General features: G+C 59.0%; 20 protein-coding genes. 4 read left to right on the top strand and 16 right to left on the bottom strand.

Going from position 1 to position 22810, the window contains the following annotated elements:
- Nucleotides 1–247 precede the first annotated feature (247 nt).
- Nucleotides 248–712 carry a chemotaxis protein CheW gene (locus AC13QE_RS06770; protein ID WP_015340333.1) on the top strand — a complete coding sequence of 155 codons (465 nt, stop codon included), beginning with the start codon at nucleotides 248–250 and terminating at the stop codon, nucleotides 710–712.
- 265 nt (nucleotides 713–977) lie between these two features.
- On the opposite strand, the gene AC13QE_RS06765 is transcribed toward AC13QE_RS06770, so the two are convergent.
- The 3 genes from AC13QE_RS06765 to AC13QE_RS06755 all read right to left on the bottom strand — a co-directional run bounded on the left by AC13QE_RS06765 (nucleotide 978) and on the right by AC13QE_RS06755 (nucleotide 2453).
- Nucleotides 978–1472: a CreA family protein gene (locus tag AC13QE_RS06765; RefSeq protein WP_015340334.1), complete on the bottom strand. Its 495-nt coding sequence runs from the start codon at nucleotides 1470–1472 to the stop codon at nucleotides 978–980.
- 176 nt (nucleotides 1473–1648) lie between these two features.
- Nucleotides 1649–2092, bottom strand: coding sequence for an SRPBCC family protein (locus tag AC13QE_RS06760; RefSeq protein WP_488483107.1), 444 nt, complete (start codon nucleotides 2090–2092; stop codon nucleotides 1649–1651).
- Between the two features lie 37 nt (nucleotides 2093–2129).
- Complete coding sequence (locus AC13QE_RS06755; RefSeq protein ID WP_132716982.1) at nucleotides 2130–2453, bottom strand: winged helix-turn-helix domain-containing protein; 324 nt, start codon at nucleotides 2451–2453, stop codon at nucleotides 2130–2132.
- Between the two features lie 331 nt (nucleotides 2454–2784).
- Here AC13QE_RS06755 and AC13QE_RS06750 point away from each other — a divergent pair, with 331 nt between their 5' ends.
- Nucleotides 2785–3321, top strand: coding sequence for a GNAT family N-acetyltransferase (locus tag AC13QE_RS06750; protein WP_488483106.1), 537 nt, complete (start codon nucleotides 2785–2787; stop codon nucleotides 3319–3321).
- Between the two features lie 42 nt (nucleotides 3322–3363).
- Here the strand turns inward: AC13QE_RS06750 and ligA are convergent, their stop codons facing one another.
- Nucleotides 3364–5514 (bottom strand): NAD-dependent DNA ligase LigA, encoded by a 2151-nt coding sequence (gene ligA, locus AC13QE_RS06745; RefSeq protein WP_132716984.1) that lies wholly within the window; start codon nucleotides 5512–5514, stop codon nucleotides 3364–3366.
- Nucleotides 5515–5636: 122 nt separating this feature from the next.
- On the opposite strand from ligA, the gene AC13QE_RS06740 reads away from it, so the two are divergent.
- Nucleotides 5637–6599, top strand: a complete 963-nt coding sequence (locus AC13QE_RS06740) for a CDP-diacylglycerol diphosphatase (protein WP_488483105.1) — start codon at nucleotides 5637–5639, stop codon at nucleotides 6597–6599.
- A gap of 21 nt (nucleotides 6600–6620) precedes the next feature.
- On the opposite strand, the gene AC13QE_RS06735 is transcribed toward AC13QE_RS06740, so the two are convergent.
- The 9 genes from AC13QE_RS06735 to aqpZ all read right to left on the bottom strand — a co-directional run bounded on the left by AC13QE_RS06735 (nucleotide 6621) and on the right by aqpZ (nucleotide 17514).
- A complete protein-coding gene (locus AC13QE_RS06735) occupies nucleotides 6621–7253 on the bottom strand; it encodes a DapH/DapD/GlmU-related protein (RefSeq protein WP_488483104.1) in 633 nt (210 codons plus the stop codon).
- A 130-nt stretch (nucleotides 7254–7383) separates the two neighbouring features.
- Entirely contained in the window at nucleotides 7384–9057 is a 1674-nt protein-coding gene (gene recN, locus AC13QE_RS06730) for a DNA repair protein RecN (RefSeq protein WP_488483103.1), read from the bottom strand.
- A 12-nt stretch (nucleotides 9058–9069) separates the two neighbouring features.
- Nucleotides 9070–9939, bottom strand: a complete 870-nt coding sequence (locus AC13QE_RS06725; RefSeq protein WP_181476096.1) for an outer membrane protein assembly factor BamD — start codon at nucleotides 9937–9939, stop codon at nucleotides 9070–9072.
- Nucleotides 9940–10226: 287 nt separating this feature from the next.
- Complete coding sequence (gene lpxC / locus AC13QE_RS06720; RefSeq protein ID WP_132716988.1) at nucleotides 10227–11183, bottom strand: UDP-3-O-acyl-N-acetylglucosamine deacetylase; 957 nt, start codon at nucleotides 11181–11183, stop codon at nucleotides 10227–10229.
- 329 nt (nucleotides 11184–11512) lie between these two features.
- Nucleotides 11513–13249 carry a cell division protein FtsZ gene (gene ftsZ / locus AC13QE_RS06715; protein WP_488483102.1) on the bottom strand — a complete coding sequence of 579 codons (1737 nt, stop codon included), beginning with the start codon at nucleotides 13247–13249 and terminating at the stop codon, nucleotides 11513–11515.
- Between the two features lie 102 nt (nucleotides 13250–13351).
- Nucleotides 13352–14683: a cell division protein FtsA gene (gene ftsA, locus AC13QE_RS06710; protein ID WP_069612528.1), complete on the bottom strand. Its 1332-nt coding sequence runs from the start codon at nucleotides 14681–14683 to the stop codon at nucleotides 13352–13354.
- The gene (locus AC13QE_RS06705) at nucleotides 14680–15612 is read right to left on the bottom strand and encodes a cell division protein FtsQ/DivIB (RefSeq protein ID WP_132716990.1); all 933 of its coding nucleotides are present in this window, start codon (nucleotides 15610–15612) and stop codon (nucleotides 14680–14682) included. Before AC13QE_RS06705 ends, ftsA begins: the two co-directional genes overlap by 4 nt.
- Nucleotides 15600–16526 carry a D-alanine--D-alanine ligase gene (locus AC13QE_RS06700; RefSeq protein WP_488483101.1) on the bottom strand — a complete coding sequence of 309 codons (927 nt, stop codon included), beginning with the start codon at nucleotides 16524–16526 and terminating at the stop codon, nucleotides 15600–15602. The genes AC13QE_RS06705 and AC13QE_RS06700 overlap by 13 nt, the downstream gene beginning before the upstream one ends.
- 301 nt (nucleotides 16527–16827) lie before the next feature.
- Nucleotides 16828–17514: an aquaporin Z gene (gene aqpZ, locus AC13QE_RS06695; protein ID WP_488483100.1), complete on the bottom strand. Its 687-nt coding sequence runs from the start codon at nucleotides 17512–17514 to the stop codon at nucleotides 16828–16830.
- Nucleotides 17515–17769: 255 nt separating this feature from the next.
- Here aqpZ and AC13QE_RS06690 point away from each other — a divergent pair, with 255 nt between their 5' ends.
- Nucleotides 17770–19101 (top strand): MFS transporter, encoded by a 1332-nt coding sequence (locus AC13QE_RS06690; RefSeq protein WP_132716993.1) that lies wholly within the window; start codon nucleotides 17770–17772, stop codon nucleotides 19099–19101.
- Between the two features lie 92 nt (nucleotides 19102–19193).
- Here AC13QE_RS06690 and murB read toward each other — a convergent pair whose 3' ends face one another.
- Genes murB through murG form a run of 3 tightly spaced genes read right to left on the bottom strand, consistent with a single transcriptional unit; the run spans nucleotide 19194 to nucleotide 22698 of the window.
- Nucleotides 19194–20168 (bottom strand): UDP-N-acetylmuramate dehydrogenase, encoded by a 975-nt coding sequence (gene murB, locus AC13QE_RS06685; RefSeq protein WP_112334493.1) that lies wholly within the window; start codon nucleotides 20166–20168, stop codon nucleotides 19194–19196.
- Nucleotides 20165–21580, bottom strand: a complete 1416-nt coding sequence (murC, locus tag AC13QE_RS06680) for a UDP-N-acetylmuramate--L-alanine ligase (protein WP_488483099.1) — start codon at nucleotides 21578–21580, stop codon at nucleotides 20165–20167. Before murC ends, murB begins: the two co-directional genes overlap by 4 nt.
- Entirely contained in the window at nucleotides 21577–22698 is a 1122-nt protein-coding gene (gene murG / locus AC13QE_RS06675; protein WP_488483098.1) for an undecaprenyldiphospho-muramoylpentapeptide beta-N-acetylglucosaminyltransferase, read from the bottom strand. Before murG ends, murC begins: the two co-directional genes overlap by 4 nt.
- Nucleotides 22699–22810: the final 112 nt, after the last annotated feature.

Raw genomic sequence — 22810 nt, 5'->3', positions numbered from 1 at the left:
TGCATTGACGTTAAATCAATCCTAACCAGTCCGCGCCAACATCTGCTTCAACGGTCGAACTCGCTTTTGGCCACTGCCCGAAAGCGCGGCGAACCTCTTTATCCCAGAAGGGCATGACGCCCGCCGGAAGCAAGGCGTCTTTGTCGCCAAAGCACCGGATGCTGACGCTGCCCAAGCCGCTCCAGCCGATCTCACTTTTCAATCGCGAGCGTCGCTTGCGGCGATGCCAAACGGGAAGTTCTCGAACATGACGAACGCCATCAAGCAATCCGGCGCCTATCTGGAAATCGTCTCCTTTCATCTTGGCGACCAGGAGTTCTGCATCGACATCATGGCCATCCGCGAAATCCGCGGCTGGGCGCCGGTGACGCCGATGCCGCATACACCGCCTTACGTGCTCGGCCTCATCAACCTGCGCGGTGCGGTGATCCCGGTCATCGATATGGCCTGCCGCCTCGGCATGAAGATGACGGAACCTTCGGAGCGCTCCGCAATCATTGTTACCGATATTGCGGGTAAGCTCGTCGGTCTCCTGGTAGAGCAGGTATCCGACATGATGACCATCAAGAGCGAAGATCTGCAGCCGGCTCCGGAAATCATCCCCGAAGGGCAGCGCGCCTTCTGCCGCGGCATCGTGGCGCTGGAAAAGACCATGGTCTGCTTTCTCAACCTCGATACGGTCATTGCGGATCAGTTGGCGCAGGCAGCCTAATTTCAATAGTCGGCTTACAAAACAGATCGCCCTGGAGTCGAGCTCCAGGGCGGTCGCTTTTTTTATAACCGGTTTTGGCAGGGGTGTAGCCAAGGACGCGGTATTGCAGGCCGTGAACAGAGGCGAGAGTCGCCTTCCCGTTCGCTTTTGAAATTGCATCAAAAAGGTGCAAACCGAAAGCAACCAGAAGGAATTCGACAACCCAAGAGTATGACTTTTTTTGGTATTATCCTTCTACGAGCTATTTTGCGGTATCAAAATACCATTATTTCGGCTTGCCGTTTTTCCATGTAACCTGTTGGCCGAACAAGGGGATCGTCGAAATGGCCATCTTGGCTGAGCCATCCGTCAGCTGCCGCGAATGGATAAGATAGACGAGCGTGTCATTCTTCTTGTCGTAAATGCGGGTGACGACCAGCTTCTTCCAGATGAGCGACAGACCGGCGCGAAATACCTCCTCACCGCTCTGGGACAGGTTGATATCGCCGATCTCGATCGGACCGGTCTGACGGCAGGCGATGGAATTGTTGGAAGGATCTTCGAACCAGTTGCCCTTACGCAGCCGGTCGATCACGCTGCGGTCGAAATAGGTCACGTGGCAAGTGATGCCCGAGACTTCAGGGTCCGGCACGGCATCGACCAGAATATCATTGCCCGTCCAGTCCACGCCCACCTTGCCAACAATTTCGGCGGAAGCGGAAACGGGCGCCAGAGCCAGAAAAGACGCGGCAATGGCGGCAGAAAGTTTGGGTGAACGCATCGATCATCCTCCAACAACAGCCGCCAAGAGCAAGAGCGGCACGGCTAAGGTAAGATGGTTCATGATCGTTGCAAGATGAAGGAGGCATCTCCGAATGGGCACACTTCGCCAATAATAGGCCCCAGGTCGCCAGGAGGGACGCCGTCAAAGCAACGGCGTCCGGAAAACGCATCATTTCACTTCTGACTGATGGCCACCGTGCCGTTTTCCAGCAGCGATTTAAGGTTGGACAGGATCTTCGGCCACCCACCGGAAACGGCTTCGATCAGCTTCGAGTTCTCGACCTCGATTGTATGGGTAACCGTGAGCTTGACGACACCGTCCGCCGGCTCCAGCTCCATCACGCAGCGCGACCAGCCTTCGGCCTTCAGGTCAGGGCGCCACTCGTTGCGCCATTTGATGGCAAGCCGCCGTGGCGGGTCCAATTCCGCTATTTCTCCCGTGTCGGCAACGCGGCCATCCGGAAAGAGCATTTTCCACGGCGATCCAACCTTCCACTCGGTCTCGTGGATCATGTCGAACCAGTATTGCTTGACGAATTCCGGCGTGGTCAGCGCCGACCAGAGCTTTTCCTGGGTGGTGCGGATAAAGGTGACGTAGACGAATTTGCTTCCAGTCATGCCATTTCTCCTTGTCTGAATTCCTCTGTTCTTGAGCTCACTGCCCGCCCTCGCCTTCCAGCGCCTTTTTCAAGGCCGAAAGCGTATTCAGATGCCGCTGTTCGAACTTGTTGATCCAGCGTTCGGCGATGCCGTTGATCGGGACCGCGTTGATGAAATGCAGCTTCTCGCGCCCATGCTTCTGGGTGGAAATCAGATTGGCCTCCTCCAGAATGGCAAGATGCTTGGCCACTGCCTGGCGGCTCATGTCCAAATCCTCGCAGAGCGCGTTCAGGGTCTGCCCGTTCCGCTCATGGAGCCTGTCAAGCAATTGCCGCCGGCTGGCATCCGCCAACGCCTTGAAGACTGCATCATCATCCACGGATACGAAACCATTTGGTTGCCTTTTACGATCTTATAAGCAACCAAATGGTTGCCTGTCAAGTAGCATGCAGACGAGGCAATCGCATTGCGCCTCAAAGACACGGCAATCGAAGGATTTATGCGGTGACGATTGACAACCTTCACGCCACATCGGATCATCCGCCCATGATCGCAAACCGGACCACAGTAATGCACCTTCACACCATCTCCCCCCTTGCAGGGCGAGTGGAAGCTGTGTTGCGCTGAGCCGACCGCGATCCATCTCAACCCTGCCGAGGCGAGCAGGGTTGAAGCCTCCTTGCTCTCCTCATCGATATCAAGGAGAGCCTATGTCTTTCGAGGAGCAAGAACCCGCCAAACGACGATCAGGCAAGATCGGCGCTATCGAGATTCGTGCCTCGCACCCATCCGACGCGGAAGGAATTGCGGCCATGGCCAATCTACCCGGCTTTCGCGCCGGCACGCTTCGCCTTCCCTTTCAAAGCGTCGAGGAAACACGGCAATGGCTGGAGAAATCATCGCCCAACTCGACCGGCCTTGTCGCCTTGCTTGACGGGCGGATTGTCGGCAATGCCGGCCTGAACCGCCTTTCGGGTCGCCGGATCCACAGCGGTAATATTGGTATGGGCGTACATGACGATTTTACGGGCTGCGGCATCGGCTCCGCGCTATTGGGCGCTCTCATCGATACCGCGGACAACTGGCTGGCGATCAAACGGCTGGAACTGACCGTCTATGTCGACAACGCGCCGGCGATCGGCCTTTACGAGAAATTCGGGTTCGAAACCGAGGGACGTCTACGCGCCTTCGGTTTCCGCAATGGCGAATATGTGGACGCATTCACGATGGCACGGCTGAGATTCTGAGTAAGCAAGGCGCGGCGGACGGGATTTCCGCCGCGCCGATCGTCAGCCGATCAAATCCAGCCACTCGTCCTCGGTCATGACCTGGACGTTGAACTCGCGCGCTTTGTCGAGCTTGGAGCCAGCGCCCGGCCCCGCCACGACGATATCGGTCTTCTTCGACACGGAGCCGGAAACTTTGGCGCCCAGGCTCTCGGCCTTCGCCTTGGCTTCGTCGCGGGTGAACTTTTCCAGAGAGCCCGTAAAGACGACGGTCTTGCCGGCCACCGGACTGCCCGAAGTCACCGGCTGCTCCGCTTCTTGAGGCTGCACCTCCTCCAGGAGCTTCGCGATGACTTCGGTATTCCGCGGCTCCTTGTAGAATTCGACGATGGCGCGCGCCACTACCTCGCCGATGCCCTCGATATTGTTGAGGTCGTTCCACGCATCGCCGCTAAGGGGTGCCGCTTCCTTCATCCCTGCCTCGAAGGCCGCATAAGTGCCGTAGGACCGCGCCAGAAGCTTCGCCGTCGTCTCGCCGACATGGCGAATACCGAGCGCGAAGATGAAGCGATGCAGGGCGATCTGGCGCCGCTCATTGATCGCGGCATAAAGCTTGCCAACACTGACCTTGCCGAAACCATCGATATTTTCCAGCTTCGTCAGTGACGTCTGCTGGCGCTTTTCCAGGGTGAAGATGTCAGGCGCGGTCTTTATCTGTAGCGCCGGATCCTCGCTCTCAAAGAAGAAATCGATCTGCTTCGAGCCCAGACCCTCGATGTCATACGCATTGCGCGAAACGAAATGCTTGAGATGCTCGGTCGCCTGCGCCCGGCAGATGAACCCGCCGGTGCAACGTGTGACGGCATCGACCTTACCAGTCTTCTCGTTGATATCGCGCACCGCGTGGCTTCCGCAAACCGGACAGACTTTGGGGAACTCGTAGGGCGCAGTTGACGCTTCTCGCTTTTCCAGCACGACATCGACGATCTGCGGGATGACATCGCCTGCGCGCTGGACGATCACCATGTCACCGACACGAATATCGCGGCCATCGCGGATCGGCTCGCCCTTGTTGCCGATGCCCTTGATGTAGTCGGCATTGTGAAGGGTCGCATTGGTCACCACGACGCCGCCGACCGTAATCGGCTCGAGGCGCGCGACCGGCGTCAGGGCGCCGGTGCGGCCGACCTGGATATCGATACCGACCAAACGCGTGAATGCCTGTTCCGCCGGAAATTTATGCGCGGTCGCCCAGCGCGGCGAGCGGGAGCGGAAACCAAGGCGAGCCTGCAGTTCCAGGCTGTCGACCTTATAGACGACGCCATCGATATCGTAATCGAGATCGGGCCGTTGCAGCCCTATCTGATCGTAATGCGCGAGAATATCGGCAACCGAATTCAAACGCTCCATCAACGGGTTGACGGGAAAGCCCCAGGATTTGAAGGTCTGCACCATGCCGTATTGCGTATCCGCCGGCATGTCGGACATCTCGCCCCAGGCATAGGCAAAGAACTTCAGCTTGCGGCTGGCCGTCACCTTCGCGTCGAGCTGGCGCAGCGATCCGGCGGCCGTATTGCGAGGATTGACATAGGTCTGCTTGCCCTCGGCCTCCATCTGCGCGTTGAGTGCCAGGAAGTCGCTCTTGGCCATATAGACCTCACCGCGCACCTCGACGACCGAAGGAGCGCCCGCTGGCAAAGTCTGAGGGATTTCCTTGATGGTCCTGATATTGGCGGTGACATTCTCGCCTGTCGTGCCGTCACCGCGCGTCGCGGCGCTCACCATGCGGCCGTTCTCGTAGCGGATGGACATCGAAAGACCGTCGATCTTCGGCTCCGCGGTGAAGGCGATGGAATTGTCAGGCAGGCGACCGAGAAAGCGATAGACGCTGGCGACGAAATCCTCGACATCTTCCTGGGAGAATGTGTTGTCGAGCGAGAGCATCGGCCTGGCGTGGACGACAGGCGCAAAGGTCTCCGAGGGTGCGGCACCGACCCGGCGTGATGGGCTATCGGCGCGAATCAATGCGGGAAACCGGGCCTCGATCGCATCATTGCGCCGCTTCAGCGCATCATACTCGGCATCCGAAATCTCCGGCGCATCCTTGCCATGATAAAGCGCGTCGTTGCGCGCGATCTCTGCAGCCAGATAGGCAAGCGCTGCGGCCGCTTCCTCTTCGCTCAAATCTTCCACGGGCTTCTGCTCGGTGCTCATGAATCTACACTCCCCGATTTCGGAGATGTTTTAGAGCACTTCAGCAAAAAGTGCGAAGCGGTTTTCGACCCGGAGCACGTAAAAACAAAGGGAAAAATCTGCATTTCAGTTACCGAACGGCAATGACCATGATGGTAGCGTTCACGACAACGTTACGCCATGATCGGCCGTTCTTGATGTTACAGGTGCGGGAATATCAGCATCGAGCCAGCCTTGGTGGAATTCTCTTTCCAATTGCCGAGCAGCAGCTCTTTCCCGAGTATCGCAGGGGATTTAAGATAAGTTATTATGAGAGCGAGACCTCTGGAAATGATCGGATCGTCAGCAGAAATTCGAAATCACGCATGAAGTATCGTCTTGCCGTTCTCTCCATTTCTCTCATCGGTGCAGTCTTGATCATGAGCTCGTTCGTCAGCCGCTCTGCCTTGGGGCTGGTCGTTAGAGCTTGTGAGATCAACTCCACCCTGACAGGATCGCCATATCCGTGCCTCAAAATAGTGGAGTCGCCGGATCCGCTGTCGTCCTACGTTGTCCTTCGCGAACCGGCTGACAAAGAACGAACCATTCTTGCGCCCCTCGCCGACGTCCCCGGTATCGAGGACCCTCGCCTTCTGACCGCAGGAGCGCCGAACTATTTTGAGGAAGCGTGGAAAGAGTTATCGGCAATCGATCCGCGTGCAACGAAGGCTTCGAGGCAGAATTTTGCTCTGGCGATAAACGCCGCCAGCTGGCGCACGCAAGATCGGCTTCACATTCATATGGGGTGCGAGACACCTCGCTTCAGGGCGCTCTTGAAGGCTCATGTGACGGAGATCGAAAGCGGCCGGTTTACGGACCTGAAGACCCGAGCTGGCTGGTGGGCAAGTTTCCATACGGCCGATGACCTCTCGAATTTGAACCCGCTGCAGCTCGTCGCGGATGGCATCGATGGCGCCCGTTCAAATATGGAAAACGTGGTCGTCGGCGTCTTTGGCGCCGTATTGCCTGACGGGCAGCATGGTTTCTATGTTCTGGCGAGAATAAACAAAACACACAAATCCCGCGGGTCCGCGGAGGATATGATCGATCCTAAGTGCCGGCTCTGATGCATGTCGCGCAGACGCGGATCAAGACCAGCGCTCGCAAAAGGCTTCTATGTCGCTTGATTGAAAATCAGCAAGCCGCTCGATGATTGTTTCGAACGGCCAATCCCACCAGGCAATGGACTCAAGTCTCTCTGCAATGCTTCGCGTGAAGCGCTCTCGAATGAATTTCGCGGGAATACCGCCGACGATCGTATATGGTTGGACATCTCTCGTGACGACAGCGCCTGCTGCAAGCACGGCGCCGTTTCCAACCTTTATGCCCGGCAGAACGATCACGCCGTGACCAATCCAGACGTCATTGCCGATGACAGCGCGGTCTTCCTTCCGCCGATCGAAAAACGCATGATCCCGCACGGCGTCCGCCGAGTAATATTCCGGGCAATAGGTGAAGCGATGCATGGACGGGCGGTCCATCGGGTGATTGGGAGCACCGATCCTCACCTCTGCCGCAATGGCGCAGAATTTTCCAATCGTTGCGTCGCCGACGATGCAGCGGGGGCCCAGATAGGAGAAATCCCCGAGTTCGGCCGCGTGTAGAGATGTGTCTTCCAAAATCTCGCAGCATCTGCCGATGCGCGAATCTCTTATCTTCGCCGTCGGGTGGATAACGGTTTCCGCGATTTTGGGGCGATTTGGCTGTACGGTCGAGTGCATTGACGGTCTCCGGATTCTAGCCTGCCTAGCCGGGGACGATGAAGGACATGTGACGCAGGACTGCCGAAAGACCGAGCGAGATGCCGGCGGCAGATCGTCGCCGATATCTGCTCCATGGACAGTCGTGAGATCAGCCGTTGCCGGCCAGCAAGCGTTTGGCGGCCGCCCTCGCCTCTTCGGTCACAGAAGCGCCGGCAAGCATGCGTGCGATTTCCTCGGTGCGATCCTTCGGCTCCATGGTGGCGACGCGCGTGGAAATTTTTTCCGAGCCATCCGCGACCGGCCCCTTGGAGATCAGGAGATGCGTTGCGGCGCGAGCGGCGACCTGCGGTGCATGGGTAACCGACAGCACCTGTACGCGATCGGACAGGCGCTTCAGCCTCTGGCCAATCGCATCGGCGACGGCGCCACCGACACCGGTGTCGATTTCGTCGAATACGAGGGTCGGCGCCGAGCCGCGATCGGCGAGCGCAACCTTCAATGCCAGGAGAAAGCGCGACAGCTCGCCTCCGGAAGCAACCTTGGTGATCGGGCCTGGACGCGTACCGGGGTTGGTCTGAACGTGGAATTCGACGACATCGATGCCATCGGCCGTTCCGGCTTCGGGATCGCTTGATATCTCCACCATGAAACGCGCACGCTCGAGCTTCAGGGCTGGCAATTCGGCCATGACGGCCGCTGCAAGCGCCTCGCCTGCGTGGCGGCGCTTCTCCGACAGGCCGCGCGCGGCAACGTCGTAAGCCGCCTTTGCAGCGGCGAGCTCGGCGTCAAGCCGTGCCAGCCGCTCCTCGCCGGCATCGACATCTGCAAGATCGGAAATCATGCGTGCGGCCAGGGCCGGCAGTTCGGTCACCGGTACGGAATATTTACGCGAGGCGCCCCGCAACGCAAAGAGGCGCTCTTCGACCCGCTCCAGTTCGCGGGGATCGTATTCCGTCTTGCGCAGCGCGGCTTCAACCTCCATCTGCGCGTTGGAAAGCTGATCGAGAGCGGCATCCAGCAATGCGACGGTATCTTCCAGAAGGCCAGGTGCCTCATGACTCTTTCGCTCCAGCCGGCGCACCAGCGAGGCGATATGCGGCACGGGCGATGCGTTGCCATTGAGGAATTCGGAGGCCTCGGCAATATCGCCGGCAATACGCTCGGCCTTCATCATCCGCGAGCGCTTTTCGGCAAGCTCGTCTTCTTCGCCGTCCTGCGGCGAGAGCTTCTCCAATTCCTCGACGGAGGCGCGAAGATAGTCGGCTTCGCGGGCGGCCCTCTCAACCTGCTCTCTATGCTTCCTTAACGTGCGATCGGTATCGCGCCAGATCTTGTAAAGCCTGCCGACTTCCTGTGCCTCGTCGGCGAGGCCAGCGAAGGCATCGAGCAAGGTGCGATGCGCATCCGTATCGACGAGCGCTCGGTCATCATGCTGACCGTGGATTTCGACAAGGAGCTGCCCGATCTGGCGCATGAGCTGAACGCTGAGCGCCTGATCGTTGACAAAGGCTTTGGTGCGGCCATCGGCGGATTGAACGCGGCGGAAAATCAAATCGCCGTCATCATCGATGCCGTTTTCGCGCAGAAGCTTGCGGGCTGGATGCTGCGTGCCGACATCGAACACAGCGGTCACCTGACCGCGCTCCTCGCCATGGCGCACAAGCCCGCCATCGCCACGCCCGCCCAGGGCCAGCGACAGGCTGTCAAGCAGGATGGATTTGCCCGCACCCGTCTCGCCGGTCAAAACCGAAAGCCCGGACTCGAAGGCAAGATCCAGCCGCTCGATCAAAACGATATCGCGGATCGAAAGCTGGATCAGCATCTGTGCTCAATCTCACGTCCCAAGAAGAAGTTTCTTGCCCGCCCTGGAAATCCACGAGCCCGAATTTTCGCTCGGCTCGACGCCGCCCTTCTGCAGCAGCTGATAGGAATCCTTATACCAGCGGCTGTCCGGATAGTTGTGACCGAGAACCGCGGCGGCCGTCTGGGCTTCGGGAACAATACCCATTGCATAATAGGCTTCGACGAGTCGCGCCAGCGCTTCTTCGATCTGGTTCGTCGTCGGATACTGCTCCACCACCACACGGAAGCGGGAGATGGCAGCCAGATAATCCTTGCGCTCCAGATAATAACGGCCGACCTGCATTTCCTTGCCGGCAAGCTGGTCCTTGGCAAAGCGGATCTTTTCCTGAGCGTCGCTGACATATTGCGACTTCGGATAGGTGTTGACGAGCTTGGTCATCGCCTCGATCGTCTGCTGTGCAGCACGCTGGTCCTGCGTCACGTCCACGATCTGCTTGGCATAGGACGAACCGACCAGATATTGCACATAGTCGGCATCTTCCGAGCCGGGATATTGCTTGAGATAGGTATTGCCGGTCTGCACCGCGTCGTCATACCGGCCTGTGCGGTATTTCACGAAGGTGCTCATCACCAATGCCTTGCGCGCCCATTCGGAGAAAGGCTGCTGCTGATTGATGGCATCGAACTTCTTGCCAGCCTCCGTCATGTTGCCAGCTTTGATGTTGGCAAGGCCCTGATTGTAGAGCATCTCCGGCGGATCGGTCTCGACACCAAGCTTGGTGATGTCGATATCCTTCTTCGTATTACACCCTGTCACCACCACACCGGTACCGGCCAGAAGGAACGATACGAGCAAAGCCCGTGCTGTGATATTCATGCGTTCAGACCTTGCAAAACCCATCGGATGACTGTCCCATAACCGTCGTTGCGGAGACGGCGTTCTCTCTCGCTGGCGTTTCTAGCCGCAAAAACACCATCAGGGCAACGCATTGATGGTGCATTAACGCATTTTTGTGGCAAAGACCGCATATCCGCAGCCTTTAATCACTGTTTTGACAGCGATTTCTCATATCGTTCCCTTCTGCCTGTCGCCGCTTCGCGACCGAAGGCAGACCCACTGAGTCGCCGCCAAAAAAAGAGCCGCCCTTCATCAGGGCGGCAGCTTTTCTCATTCCAATCCCGAAAGGATCACGCCGACCAGGGAGCGAATTCCGGCGCGTTGACCGCGATGAACTCGCGACCGTGACCGCGCTGGCGGGGTGCCGAGGCTTCGACGACCTCGTAAGCCGAAGCATCGCTGAGCAATGCCTTCAGAGCATTCGCATTCATGCGATGACCACCACGATAAGAGCGGTAGCAACCGATGAACTGTGCGCCGGCCAAAGCCAGATCACCAACGGCATCGAGCGTCTTGTGGCGAACGAACTCGTCCTTGGCGTAACGCAGGCCCTCGACGTTGATGACGGTGTTGTCGTCAGAAATGACGACAGAGTTTTCCAGCGACGAACCCAGCGCATGGCCCGAAGCCCACAGCGACTCGACATCGCGCATGAAGCCGAAGGTACGGGCGCGCGACAGTTCCGTCTTGAAGGTTTCAGCCGTCAGATCGCCCTGCCACTTCTGGCGGCCGATCAGCGGGCATTCGAAATCGATCTCAACTTCGAAGCGCGTGCCGTCATAGGGACGGAACTCGCACCAGGAGCCACCAGCTTCGATCCGCACCGGCTTGATGACGCGGATGTAGCGACGCTTGACACCGAGCGAGACGATACCCGCCTGCTCGATCGCTTCGATGAAAGGATAGGAGCTGCCGTCCATGATCGGCATTTCCGCGCCGGACACCTCGACAATGACGTTATCGAGGCCGATCGCGTAGATCGCAGCCATGACGTGCTCGACCGTCGCGACCGAGCGCGCCGGGGAAAAACCGAGAACCGTGCAGAGATCCGTATTGCCGACCTGCGAGGAAACGGCGCGCAGTTCGGTCACATCGCCATTGTCGTGCAGGCGCTGGAAAACGACACCGGTACCGGCTTCGGCGGGATAGAAAGTGATCGACACATTGGCACCGGAATGAACGCCAATACCGGAAAGTGTCGCGGGGTTTGCAATGGTGGTCTGAAAACCAAGCAATCCAATTGCCATGTAATTCTGCCTTCGTCTGCCTGATCCAGGCTGGGCGGTCATCTTCGGACGCTTACCCTTTATTGCCGGTTCAGTCTGTTAACTATGCCACGCACTCACATATATTCGTCTCCGAATGTGATTCAGCGGGCTTGCTTGATATCTACATACGCGTCGAGACATCGCATTCCAAATCACTGTTTCTTTCGTTTTGTTACGAAAGCAGCCAATTGAATTCATTGGATAATTTTAAATAAGACAATGGTTATAAAATAAGAAAATCCGGAGCCTTTCGGCCCCGGATTTCCTCAATATGGTTAGCAACCTATTAAAGGGCTGCCTGTTGCGGGTCAGTTCGACTGCCGGCGCAGGAAAGCCGGAATCTCGAGCTGATCGTCCTCATGGCTTGCCATGCGCGCCTGCGGGACCGGGCGGCCATGATCGTCGAGATTGCCGCGACGCGGAGCGTAGAGGCTTGCTTCCTGCGACGGCGCACGACGCTGCTGCGGAGCGGCATTGTTCGTCGAAGCCATCATGTCGTCGAAAGCCGGATCTTCTTCGCGGCGGCCGAGCGAATTGGTGATTCGCTTCAGCAGCCCCATCGGGCCGCGCTCTTCGGTAGCCTGGGCAGCGGCCGGCTGGGCGCGATGTTCCATTTCAGCCTTAACAACCGGCGGGAAATCCTCGACCTTCGGCATGCGGACCTGCTCGGGAGCCTGACGGATGACCGGCTGCTGATGCATGACCGGCGCCTGCGGCTGTGGCTGAACCGGGGCCTGACGGACCGGCTGAGGCTCCGGAGCGGCTGCGAAGATGCGGCTCTGCGGACGGAAGTTATCTTCCGGCGCTGCTGCCTGCTGCATGACCGGCTGCTGCGGCACCTGCGCCTGCCGGCTCATCTGGAATTCCAGTTCGCGCTCCAGATCGGCTTCTGCCGCACGAATGGTCTGAGCGACCGGATCCACGGTACGAGGAGCCGGAGCGGCAGCCTGTGCGGTTTGGGCCTGCGAGACGTGGGCAGGCTGAACTGCGGCCGCTGCCGGAGCGGCGGCCGCGGAAGGACGCATAGCAGGCTTTGCGGCCGGGCGGAATTCCATGCCCCTGTCGGAAGCCTCGTTCATCGCGCGATCGATGCCGGTTGCGACGACAGAAACGCGGATGATGCCTTCAAGCGATTCGTCGAAGGTGGCGCCGAGGATGATGTTGGCGTCGGGATCGACTTCTTCGCGGATGCGGGTTGCGGCTTCGTCGACTTCGAACAGGGTGAGATCGCGACCACCCGTGATCGAGATCAGCAAGCCCTGTGCGCCCTTCATCGAGGTTTCGTCGAGCAGCGGGTTGGCAATCGCAGCTTCAGCAGCCTGCATTGCACGGCCCTGGCCAGAAGCCTCGCCGGTACCCATCATGGCGCGGCCCATTTCGCGCATGACCGAACGGACGTCGGCAAAGTCGAGGTTGATGAGACCTTCCTTCACCATCAGGTCGGTGATGCAGGCAACGCCCGAATAGAGAACCTGGTCGGCCATCGAGAACGCGTCGGCGAAAGTCGTCTTGTCGTTGGCGATGCGGAACAGATTCTGGTTCGGAATGACGATCAGCGTGTCGACCGACTTCTGCAGTTCCTGGATGCCCTGCTCGGCGAGACGCATGCGGCGGCCGCCTTCGAAGTGGAACGGCTTGGTGACGACGCCAACGGTCAGAATGCCCTTGTTGCGAGCAGCCTGTGCGACGACGGGAGCAGCACCCGTGCCCGTACCGCCGCCCATGCCGGCGGTGACGAAGCACATATGCGTGCCGTTCAGGTGATCGATGATTTCATCGATGCACTCTTCGGCGGCTGCACGGCCGACTTCCGGCTGCGAGCCGGCGCCGAGACCTTCCGTGACGTTGACGCCGAGCTGGATGATCCGCTCCGCCTTCGTCATGGTCAGTGCCTGAGCATCCGTGTTGGCGACGACGAAATCGACGCCCTGCAGGCCTGCCGTGATCATGTTGTTGACGGCATTACCGCCACCGCCACCGACACCGAACACGGTGATTCGCGGCTTAAGCTCGGTGATATCTGGCTTATGCAGCTTGATAGTCATTGTACCCGTTCCTTCTCTTTATGGCCGCATCGCCACGCCGGCCAATTCACTCGATTTCACTTGCCTGACGCTTGCCCCGGAATGAACTCCGGGATCAGGCACTCAAAAACTCTCTTTCAGCCATTGGCCGACGCGGCCGATCCGGCTGTTATTGCCTCCAAACGACGAGAGCAGACCGCTGCTCGGCGCATGTGTTTCCATGTCTGCGACCTGCGGATAGATCATCAGACCGACCGCAGTCGAAAAAGCCGGACCCTTGGCTGCCGTCGGCAAACCAGACACGCCCATCGGACGACCGATGCGGACATTGCGGGCAAGAACACGGCGTGCCACATCGGGCAAACCGGTCAGCTGGCTCGCGCCGCCCGTGAGCACGACGCGCTTGCCGACGATCGGGCTGAAGCCCGAACGCTGAATGCGATCGCGAATGAGCTCGAGGGTTTCCTCGATGCGAGCCTTGACGATGCGCGACACCAGCGCCTTCGGCACTTGCGTCGGCTGATCACGCTCGTCTTCGCCGATCGGCGGGATGGAAATCAGTTCACGCTCTTCCGAAGAATTCGCGAGCGCCGAAGCATGAACGACCTTCAGCCGTTCCGCATCCTCGATGCGGGTGGAAAGGCCGCGGGCAAGGTCCGTGGTGACATGATGGCCGCCAAGACTGACGGCGTCTGTATGCACCAGCTTGCCCTCGGCAAAGACCGAGATCGTCGTCGTGCCGCCGCCCATGTCGATCGCAGCGCAGCCGAGTTCGACTTCATCGTCGACGAGGGCTGCAAGACCGCTGGCGTAAGGTGTTGCCACCATTCCTTCGACCGAGAGATGCGCGCGGTTGATGCAGAGCTCAAGGTTACGAAGCGCAGCCCGCTCGGCCGTCACCACGTGCATGTCGACACCGAGCGCGTCTCCAAACATCGCCAGTGGATCGCGAATGCCGCGCTCGCCATCAAGGGAGTAGCCCGTTGCCAGCGAGTGCAGTACGGCGCGCTCCTGGCGGATCGACTGCTGGCAGGCCGCAGCCAGAACCTTCTTGAGATCGTTGGCTTCGACTTCCTGACCGCCGAGATCTATGGTCGCGGTGTAGATATCGCTGCCGAGACGACCAGCCGAAACATTGACGATCAGGCTGTCGACCGTGAGGCCGGCCATGCGCTCGGCGGCATCGACGGCAAGCCGGACGACACCTTCCAAGGCGTCGAGATCGGCGATCACGCCAGTCTTGATGCCGCGTGAGCGCTGATGGCCGATACCGATGATCTCGATATTGTGCGTGCGGTTCGGAAGAACCTGGCTCTCCTCGCGCGGCGTCAGCCGACCGATCATGCAGACGACCTTCGTCGAGCCGATATCGAGGACCGAGACGATATGCGACCGCTTCGAAGAGAGCGGCTTCAACCGAGGCAGGCCGAAATGGGACGAACCAAATAAGCTCATGTATCCTGACCTGCTTTCTTCAAAGCCTTGTTTCTTGCATCGACTGCGGCCTGGCGACGAACTGCGGCATCCGGAGTTAATTCAATGGCGGTACGGTCATCGATCCGGAGATCGACGGCAGCGATATCGCGCTGCAAAAGATTTTGATCCTTGTCGAGCTTGGTCAGCCGCGCCAGCGCGTCGTCGATATTGTCTTCCGGCAATTTGATGATCACGCCGTTGTCCAGATAGAGATCCCAGCGGCGACCAGCGACACGCACGAAAGCCTTCACATGACTGCGAATTTCGGGCCACTTCGCAAACTGGTCGTCGATGGAGGCGGCTGCGGTTTCGGCATCACGACCGACAAAGAGCGGCAGCTTGGCAAACTTGTTGTCGCGCAACGGCGCAATAACGCTGCCATCCTTCTCGATCAGCGAAAGCTCGGAACCGTGCTGCCAGATGGCATAGGCCTTGCGCTCCTTGAGCTTCACTTCGACGGCCTTTGGATAGACCTTACGAACCTCGACATCCTGAACCCACGGCAGATTCGCAATCTTCTGGCGGGCCGCATCGGCATTGAGAGCGACGAGCGAAGTAGTGCCATCAAGACCAAGCAGCTGCAGGATCTCGATTTCGGAGGTCTCGTCGTTGCCGGAGACCTTCACATCCTCGATAGCAAAACCGGCAGCAGAGGTCGTCGCTTCGGCGACAGCCTGAGTGTGACCGCCAACGGACATGCCATAAAGGCCAGTCGCCGCGAGGAGAACGAGGGTCGAGACAGTTCCCGTGTGAGCAGGGATGTTAATGCGACCCGAGCCGAGACTGACCAGGAAGCGAACAGCGCGACGCAGCGGACGCGGGAGGACGAATGCGTCCTCGACCTCGTCGATGGCGAGCGGGACGCGATGACGGGACCGCCTCATATTTTTGACCGTCAGCGCAAACAAGACGCGTCCTCCACCATCCACCGGAGAAATTCACCAAAAGAGTAGCCGGCATGAGCGGCCATTTCAGGCACCAGGGAGGTAGGAGTCATGCCGGGCTGGGTGTTGATCTCCAACCAGACAAGTTCGCCCTCTTCGGAAAAGCGATCGTCAAAACGGAAGTCAGATCGACTAACGCCGCGGCAGCCGATAGCTTCATGCGCCCTTAACGATAATGTTTGTATCTTTTGGTAAAGATTCGGTGAAATTTCCGCCGGCAAGACATGTTTTGACCCACCCTTGGCGTACTTGGCGTCATAATCATAGAAGCTGTGGCCGAGCGGCACGATTTCAGTCACACCAAGAACCTTGCCGTCCATGACGCCGCAGGTCAGTTCGCGCCCGTAGATATAACGCTCTACCAGAACCTCATCGCCATAGCGCCATTCGGCAGAAGTAACGATCTGCGGCGGATGCGCCTGATCTTCCTTGACGATAACGACACCGAAGCTCGAGCCTTCGCGCACGGGCTTGACGACATAGGGCGGCCTCATCGGATGTTCGCCAACAATGGCAAAACGATCCATGACGATCGAACTCGCGACCGGGACACCGGCAGCAGCGGCGACAGTCTTCGCGCGCGACTTGTCCATCGCAAGCGCCGAGGCAAGCACGCCGGAATGCGTATAGGGAATCTGCAGATATTCCAGAATGCCCTGAATGGTACCGTCTTCACCGAAAGGGCCATGCAATGCATTGAAGACCACATCGGGCTTCAACTCGGCTAACCGACTGGCAACGTCATGATCGACATCGACACGGGTAACCTGAAAGCCTTCCGCTTCAAGGGCATCGGCGCATGCCTTTCCTGAGGAAAGGCTGACCGGCCTCTCCGAGGAAAATCCGCCCAAAAGGACAGCCACATGCTTGCCACCCATCAATACCCCCGACTCCACGGTCTCTAACTTTGCGTTTGCAGGGCCTCGCCTAACCGCGATTCTCGCCCCGCTTTCAATAGGTCGATTAGAACGACATTAAGGTTAATGAAGCGTTTACTTTCGTTAACTTTCCGCCGTCCTGGCGATGGCCGAATGGTTCGAATCAAACCGACTTAAAGAATTCTGCCATTAGAATCATGGAGTTGCTACTTTTGAAATTGCTACATTTAGATTTTTTTAAACAATGAGCCCCGCATCGAGGGAGCGATGCGGGGCTCAAGGCTTTTAATTGAGGCTGAAATCACTCGCTGTCGTCGACCAGTTTCCAGACGAGTCCGCCCAACGCTCCGCCGACGATGGGCGCGACCCAAAACAGCCAAAGCTGCTGCAGCGCCCAACCGCCGACGAATATGGCCTGCCCCGTCGAGCGGGCTGGATTGACCGACGTATTGGTGATCGGAATCGAGATCAGATGGATCAGCGTCAGCGCCAAGCCGATGGCGATCGGCGCGAAGCCGGCCGGCACCTTGCTGCTCGTCGAACCCAGAATCACGACCAGGAAGAACAGTGTCAGCACGATTTCGGCCACCAATGCCGACACCATGGAATAGCCGCCGGGAGAATGTTCTCCATAGCCATTCGCTGCAAACCCGCCGAGCTGGAAATCGGCCTTGCCGCTTGCGATCAGATAGAGCACGGCCGCTGCGACAGCGGCGCCGATGACCTGCGCGATAATATAGGGAACGAGCTGCCCGCCGGGAAAGCGGCCGGCCACCGTCAAGCCGACCGAAACGGCCGGATTGAAGTGCCCCCCTGATATGCCGCCGACGGCAAAAGCCATGGTCAGCACAGTCAGACCGAACGCAAAGGCAACGCCTAGAAAACCAATACCGAGGCTCGGAAAGGCTGCTGCGAAGATCGCACTACCGCAGCCGCCGAAAACGAGCCAAAACGTCCCAAGAAACTCAGCGATGAGTTTTTTCTGCATGAAACCCTTCTCCTCAGCCCGCAATCCAAGCGAGAATCGGCCATTGGTGAAAAAGATTCCGGTAAGGACTCGCCGGAGCACGCCTCTCCAACAACAAACGCCCGACTGATTGCTCACGAATCAACAATTACGTCAAAATAATAGCACGCAACCGCTGATTTCTTGCGCAGTTAACGTTTGCGTTGAACAAAAATTACGCTAAGGACAATTTTTATCCGCTAAGCGCACCTTAGCGTCCTCTGAAATGGTGGGAACATGACTGACGCGATATCTCCTTTATCGCCGACCCCCTCGTCATCGAACAATGCTGTTGCGAATTCCCCGGCACGTGTTCTGATCGCGAGCCTCATCGGCACAACGATCGAATTTTTCGATTTCTATGTTTATGCAACGGCGGCGGTTATCGTCTTCCCGAAGCTGTTTTTCCCGGCAAGCGACCCGACGTCCGCTACCCTGCAGTCCTTCGCGACCTTTTCCATCGCCTTCTTCGCGCGCCCGATCGGCGCGATGATCTTCGGCCACTTCGGCGACCGAATCGGCCGCAAGGCGACACTGGTCGCGGCTCTGATGACCATGGGCCTCTCGACCGTCGTGATCGGCATGCTGCCGACCTATGAGTCGATTGGCGTTCTCGCACCGATTCTGCTGGCGCTTTGCCGCCTCGGCCAAGGCCTTGGCCTCGGCGGCGAATGGGGCGGCGCCGTCTTGCTTGCGACGGAAAACGCACCGGAGGGCAAGCGCAGCTGGTACGCCATGTTCCCGCAACTCGGCGCCCCTATCGGCTTCATTCTGTCGGCCGGCCTTTTCCTCATCCTGCGCGAAACCATGGCCGATGCGGACTTCCTCAACTATGGCTGGCGCGTTCCTTTCCTGATCAGCATCGTGCTGGTAGCAGTCGGTCTTTATGTCCGCCTGAAGATCACCGAAACACCGGAGTTCCAGCGTGCCATCGAGAAGGAAGAGCGGGTTTCCGTTCCGATCGCGGTCATTTTCCGTTCGCACTTCCGCAGCCTGATCCTCGGCACCATCATCGCGGTGGCGACCTTCGTGCTGTTCTATCTGATGACGGCATTCACGCTGAGCTGGGGCACCCGCCCACCGGGCACCGGTCCGCTTCCGGCCGGCCTCGGCTACTCGCAGGGCCAGTTCCTGGTCGTTCAGCTCGTCGGCGTCGTCTTCTTTGGCCTGATGATCCCAGTCTCCGGTCTCCTGTCCGACCGCTATTCCCGCCGCCTCGTCCTCATCCTGACGACGATCGGTATCCTCATCTTCGGCCTGTTCTACTCGTCGCTGCTGACGGCTGGCCTTGCCGGTGCCTTCGCCTGCTCGATCATCGGTCTTGCCCTGATGGGCTTTACCTATGGCCCCATCGGTGCGGCTCTGGCGGCACCCTTCCCGACGACCGTGCGCTATACAGGCGCTTCGATGACCTTCAATCTCGGCGGCATCGTCGGTGCGTCCCTGGCACCCTACATTGCCACATCGCTCGCGACCAATTACGGCCTTGTCTATGTCGGCTACTACCTCGCCGGCGCAGCAGTGCTCTCGCTGATCGGCATCTTACTCTCGGGCAATGATGAAGTCTGAGAAAACAGGTATAACCAATTGAAAAGGCCGGGTGAAAACCCGGCCTTTTTGCTGAATCATTTTATGAAGACGGCACCAATTGCAGTCGGAACCTACTCGGTAGTCACACCCTGGAACGGGCGGACCTCCCGACCCGGCATGAAGTTTCCGAGGCGCTTGATTTCCCACTCCAGCTTGATGCCGGATTTTTCAAAAACCTCGCGGCGCACCTGCTCGCCGAGATATTCCAGATCGTAGCCCGTCGCCTGCTCCATGTTGATCATGAAGTTGCAATGCAGCGACGACATCTGCGCACCACCGATGACCAGGCCACGGCAGCCCGCCTCGTCGATCAGCTTCCAGGCGGAGAAACCATCCGGATTCTTGAAGGTTGAGCCACCGGTCTTCTCGCGGACCGGCTGCACCGTTTCGCGATGAGCCCGCACGGCATCCATTTCGGTGCGGATCTTGGCGCGATCCTCCGGATATCCCTCGAAGAGGACATGGGTAAAGATCAGATCCTCAGACGCATCGGAATGGCGGTAGCTATAACCCATCTCGGCATTGGTCAGGACATGCTTGTTGCCCTTGCGGTCGACCGCGTGCACTTCGATGACACGCTCACGGGTTTCGGCACCATTGGCGCCTGCATTCATCCGTGCAGCACCACCGATGCTCCCGGGAATACCGTAATAGAAATGGAAACCGCCGATGCTGTTATCCATCGCCATAGCTGCGACGTGCTTGTCCGGGCAGATCGCACCGGCCAGGATGCGGTTCTCGCCGGCAAGCTCGACCGAGCCGAAGCCCTTGGCCGAAAGCCTGAGGACGACACCCGGAATGCCGCCGTCACGCACCAATATGTTCGAACCCACGCCAACGACCGTCAGCGGCACGTCTTCCGGCAGGATCTTCAGGAACGCAACGAGATCGTCCGTGTCATGCGGCTGGAACATCAGTTCAGCCAACCCGCCGGCACGGAACCACGTCACACGATCCATCGGAGCGTCCGGCGTCAGCCGTCCCCTGATGTCCTTTACACCGTCGCCAAGCGACGCCAGAAGCTTTTCCCCATCTACTTGTTTCATGCGGACTTACCCGAGAGGCCTTCCAATTCCTTTGGCAATGATGCTGCCCAATACGTGATGCTACCAGCCCCCAACAGAACCACAAAATCCCCTGGCTGCGCAATCTCTGCAACCATGGCGGCAAGATCTTCCTGTGATTGCAGAAAGCGTGCATCGCGATGACCGCTGGCTTTGATACGCGAAACCAGCGTTTGCGAATCCACGCCCTCGATCGGCTCTTCGCCAGCGGCATAGACAGGCGCCAGGAAGATGCTGTCGGCATCGTTGAAGCAGGCTGCAAATTCCTCGAAAAGGCTCGACAGGCGCGTATAGCGATGCGGCTGGTGGACGGCGATGATCCGGCCCTTGCAGGCTTCGCGGGCAGCCTTCAGCACCGCCTTGATTTCCACGGGATGATGACCGTAGTCATCGAAGATCTTGACCCCATTCCATTCGCCGGTCAGCGTGAAGCGGCGCTTGACGCCACCGAAGGATGCGAGCCCCTTGGCGATCGCTTCGCTGGAAATCCCGAGCCGGTTGGCAACAGCAACGGCAGCCGTCGCATTGGAAATATTGTGGCGACCAGGCATCGGCATGACGAGATCCTTGATCTGGATCACCTTGCCGGTGCGGCGTCTGCGGATTTCGATATCGAACAGCGAACGCGTACCATCGATCCGCACATTCGAGAAACGCACGTCGGCCTGCGGGTTCTCACCATAGGTGATGACCTTGCGGTCCTCGATGCGGCCAACCAGCGACTGCACCTCCGGATGGTCGATGCACATGACGCCGAAACCGTAGAACGGTACGTTCTCGACGAACTGCCGGAAGGCGGCACGGACAGCATCGAAATTGCCGTAATGGTCAAGATGTTCGGGATCGATATTGGTGACGACGGCGACATCAGCCGGCAGCTTCAGGAAGGTGCCGTCCGATTCATCGGCCTCGACCACCATCCACTCACCCTCGCCCATGCGCGCGTTGGTGCCGTAGGCATTGATGATGCCGCCGTTAATGACTGTAGGATCAAGACCACCGGCCTCCAAAAGCGTCGCCACCAGCGATGTCGTCGTGGTCTTGCCATGCGTGCCACCGATGGCGATGGCGTTGCGGAAGCGCATCAGCTCCGCGAGCATTTCGGCACGGCGCACGACAGGCAGCAGCTTTTCGCGCGCGGCCACGAGCTCGGGATTGCTCTTCTTGATGGCCGTGGAGACAACGACGACTTCGACATCGCCGAGGTTCTCAGCCTTGTGGCCGATATGGACCGGAATGCCCTTATCGCGCAGACGCTGCACGTTGGCGCTTTCCGATTGATCGGAACCCTGTACGCGATGGCCGAGGTTATGCAGAACCTCGGCGATACCGCTCATTCCGATGCCACCAATACCGATAAAATGCACAAGGCCGATTGCCTTCGGCAGCTTCATGCGCCTGCCCCCTTGAATTGCTGAATTGAACGTCCCGCGGCAATAGCCTCAACCATGTCGGCAAGCAAGTTTGCCGCATCCGGTTTGCCCGCCTGCTTGGCTGATGCAGCCATCTTTGCGAGCTTTTCCGGCATGGTCATGGCGCCGCGCAGGATGGTGGAAAGTTTCTCTGGCGTCAGTTCGGACTGCACGATGACCTTGACGCCGCCGGTTGCCGCGAGTGCAGCCGCATTGGCTGCCTGGTCGTGGTCGAGCGCATGCGGATAAGGAACCAGGATCGCCGGGCGCCCGATGACGGCAAGCTCCGAAACCGTGGAGGCACCGGAGCGGCAAAGAACTAGATGCGCAGCACCGATGCGCTCCGCCATGTCGTTGAAGAACGGCGCGACATCGGCGCCCATCTCAAGCTTTCTCGTGCAGCTATTGACCGTCTCCATATCCTCAGGGCGCACCTGCTGCGTGATCCGCAGGCGCTTGCGCAGCGGCTCCTCAAGCAGGCTGATCGCTGTCGGCACGGCCTTCGAGAAATATTGCGCACCCTGGCTGCCGCCGAACACGACGAGGTTAAACGGATCTTCCGGACCAGATGGCACATACGGACGCTTGGCGGCCTCGATGACGGCCGGACGCACGGGATTGCCCGTGGTCACCGTCTTCTCGGCAAACGCGCCGTTTTCCGTGAGGAAGCCGCCGGCAATCGCACGCACGCGCGTCGCCAGCATCTTGTTGGCGCGGCCCATGACGGCATTCTGTTCATGCAACATGGACGGTACGCCCATACGCGTCGCCGCGAGAAGCGGCGGAACCGTCGGATAGCCACCGAAGCCGACGACACAGACGGGCTTGATGCGCTGGATCAGCTTGCGCGCTGTGCGCATGCCGGTCCACAGCGTCCAGAGGGCTTGCGCGACCTTTACGGGGTTCTTCGAACCGATCGTTGCCGAGGGCACGACATGGATCTCGTCGGCCGGGAATTTGCCGGCATAGCGTTCGGCACGGCTGTCGGTGACAAGGTGCACGGAATAGCCGCGCTCTTTCAGCTTATAGGCCAGCGCTTCGGCCGGGAATACGTGACCGCCGGTACCGCCGGCGGCAAGAAGGACAATGCCTTTACTCATAATTTTCGCTCCCGCGAATACCCCACTACTCGGGGCATCTCCCTCATATAGGAAGCCGCACCGACCGCGTCATCGGCGCGGGCCAAGCCCCCCTCATAGACCGGTGCTTCGG

The sequence above is a fragment of the Martinezella sp. CNPSo 3957 genome, assembly GCF_057784395.1.
Note: the sequence above shows the minus strand (reverse complement) of the source record. Positions and strands in the feature narration are given on the sequence as shown.

Coding starts and splice junctions, on each gene's coding strand:
- AC13QE_RS06770 (WP_015340333.1), top strand. CDS start 248: ATGACGAACGCCATCAAGCAATCCGGCGCCTATCTGGAAATCGTCTCC.
- AC13QE_RS06765 (WP_015340334.1), bottom strand. CDS start 1,472: ATGCGTTCACCCAAACTTTCTGCCGCCATTGCCGCGTCTTTTCTGGCT.
- AC13QE_RS06760 (WP_488483107.1), bottom strand. CDS start 2,092: ATGACTGGAAGCAAATTCGTCTACGTCACCTTTATCCGCACCACCCAG.
- AC13QE_RS06750 (WP_488483106.1), top strand. CDS start 2,785: ATGTCTTTCGAGGAGCAAGAACCCGCCAAACGACGATCAGGCAAGATC.
- ligA (WP_132716984.1), bottom strand. CDS start 5,514: ATGAGCACCGAGCAGAAGCCCGTGGAAGATTTGAGCGAAGAGGAAGCG.
- AC13QE_RS06740 (WP_488483105.1), top strand. CDS start 5,637: ATGACCATGATGGTAGCGTTCACGACAACGTTACGCCATGATCGGCCG.
- AC13QE_RS06735 (WP_488483104.1), bottom strand. CDS start 7,253: ATGCACTCGACCGTACAGCCAAATCGCCCCAAAATCGCGGAAACCGTT.
- recN (WP_488483103.1), bottom strand. CDS start 9,057: ATGCTGATCCAGCTTTCGATCCGCGATATCGTTTTGATCGAGCGGCTG.
- AC13QE_RS06725 (WP_181476096.1), bottom strand. CDS start 9,939: ATGGGTTTTGCAAGGTCTGAACGCATGAATATCACAGCACGGGCTTTG.
- lpxC (WP_132716988.1), bottom strand. CDS start 11,183: ATGGCAATTGGATTGCTTGGTTTTCAGACCACCATTGCAAACCCCGCG.
- ftsZ (WP_488483102.1), bottom strand. CDS start 13,249: ATGACTATCAAGCTGCATAAGCCAGATATCACCGAGCTTAAGCCGCGA.
- ftsA (WP_069612528.1), bottom strand. CDS start 14,683: ATGAGCTTATTTGGTTCGTCCCATTTCGGCCTGCCTCGGTTGAAGCCG.
- AC13QE_RS06700 (WP_488483101.1), bottom strand. CDS start 16,526: ATGGGTGGCAAGCATGTGGCTGTCCTTTTGGGCGGATTTTCCTCGGAG.
- aqpZ (WP_488483100.1), bottom strand. CDS start 17,514: ATGCAGAAAAAACTCATCGCTGAGTTTCTTGGGACGTTTTGGCTCGTT.
- AC13QE_RS06690 (WP_132716993.1), top strand. CDS start 17,770: ATGACTGACGCGATATCTCCTTTATCGCCGACCCCCTCGTCATCGAAC.
- murB (WP_112334493.1), bottom strand. CDS start 20,168: ATGAAACAAGTAGATGGGGAAAAGCTTCTGGCGTCGCTTGGCGACGGT.
- murC (WP_488483099.1), bottom strand. CDS start 21,580: ATGAAGCTGCCGAAGGCAATCGGCCTTGTGCATTTTATCGGTATTGGT.
- murG (WP_488483098.1), bottom strand. CDS start 22,698: ATGAGTAAAGGCATTGTCCTTCTTGCCGCCGGCGGTACCGGCGGTCAC.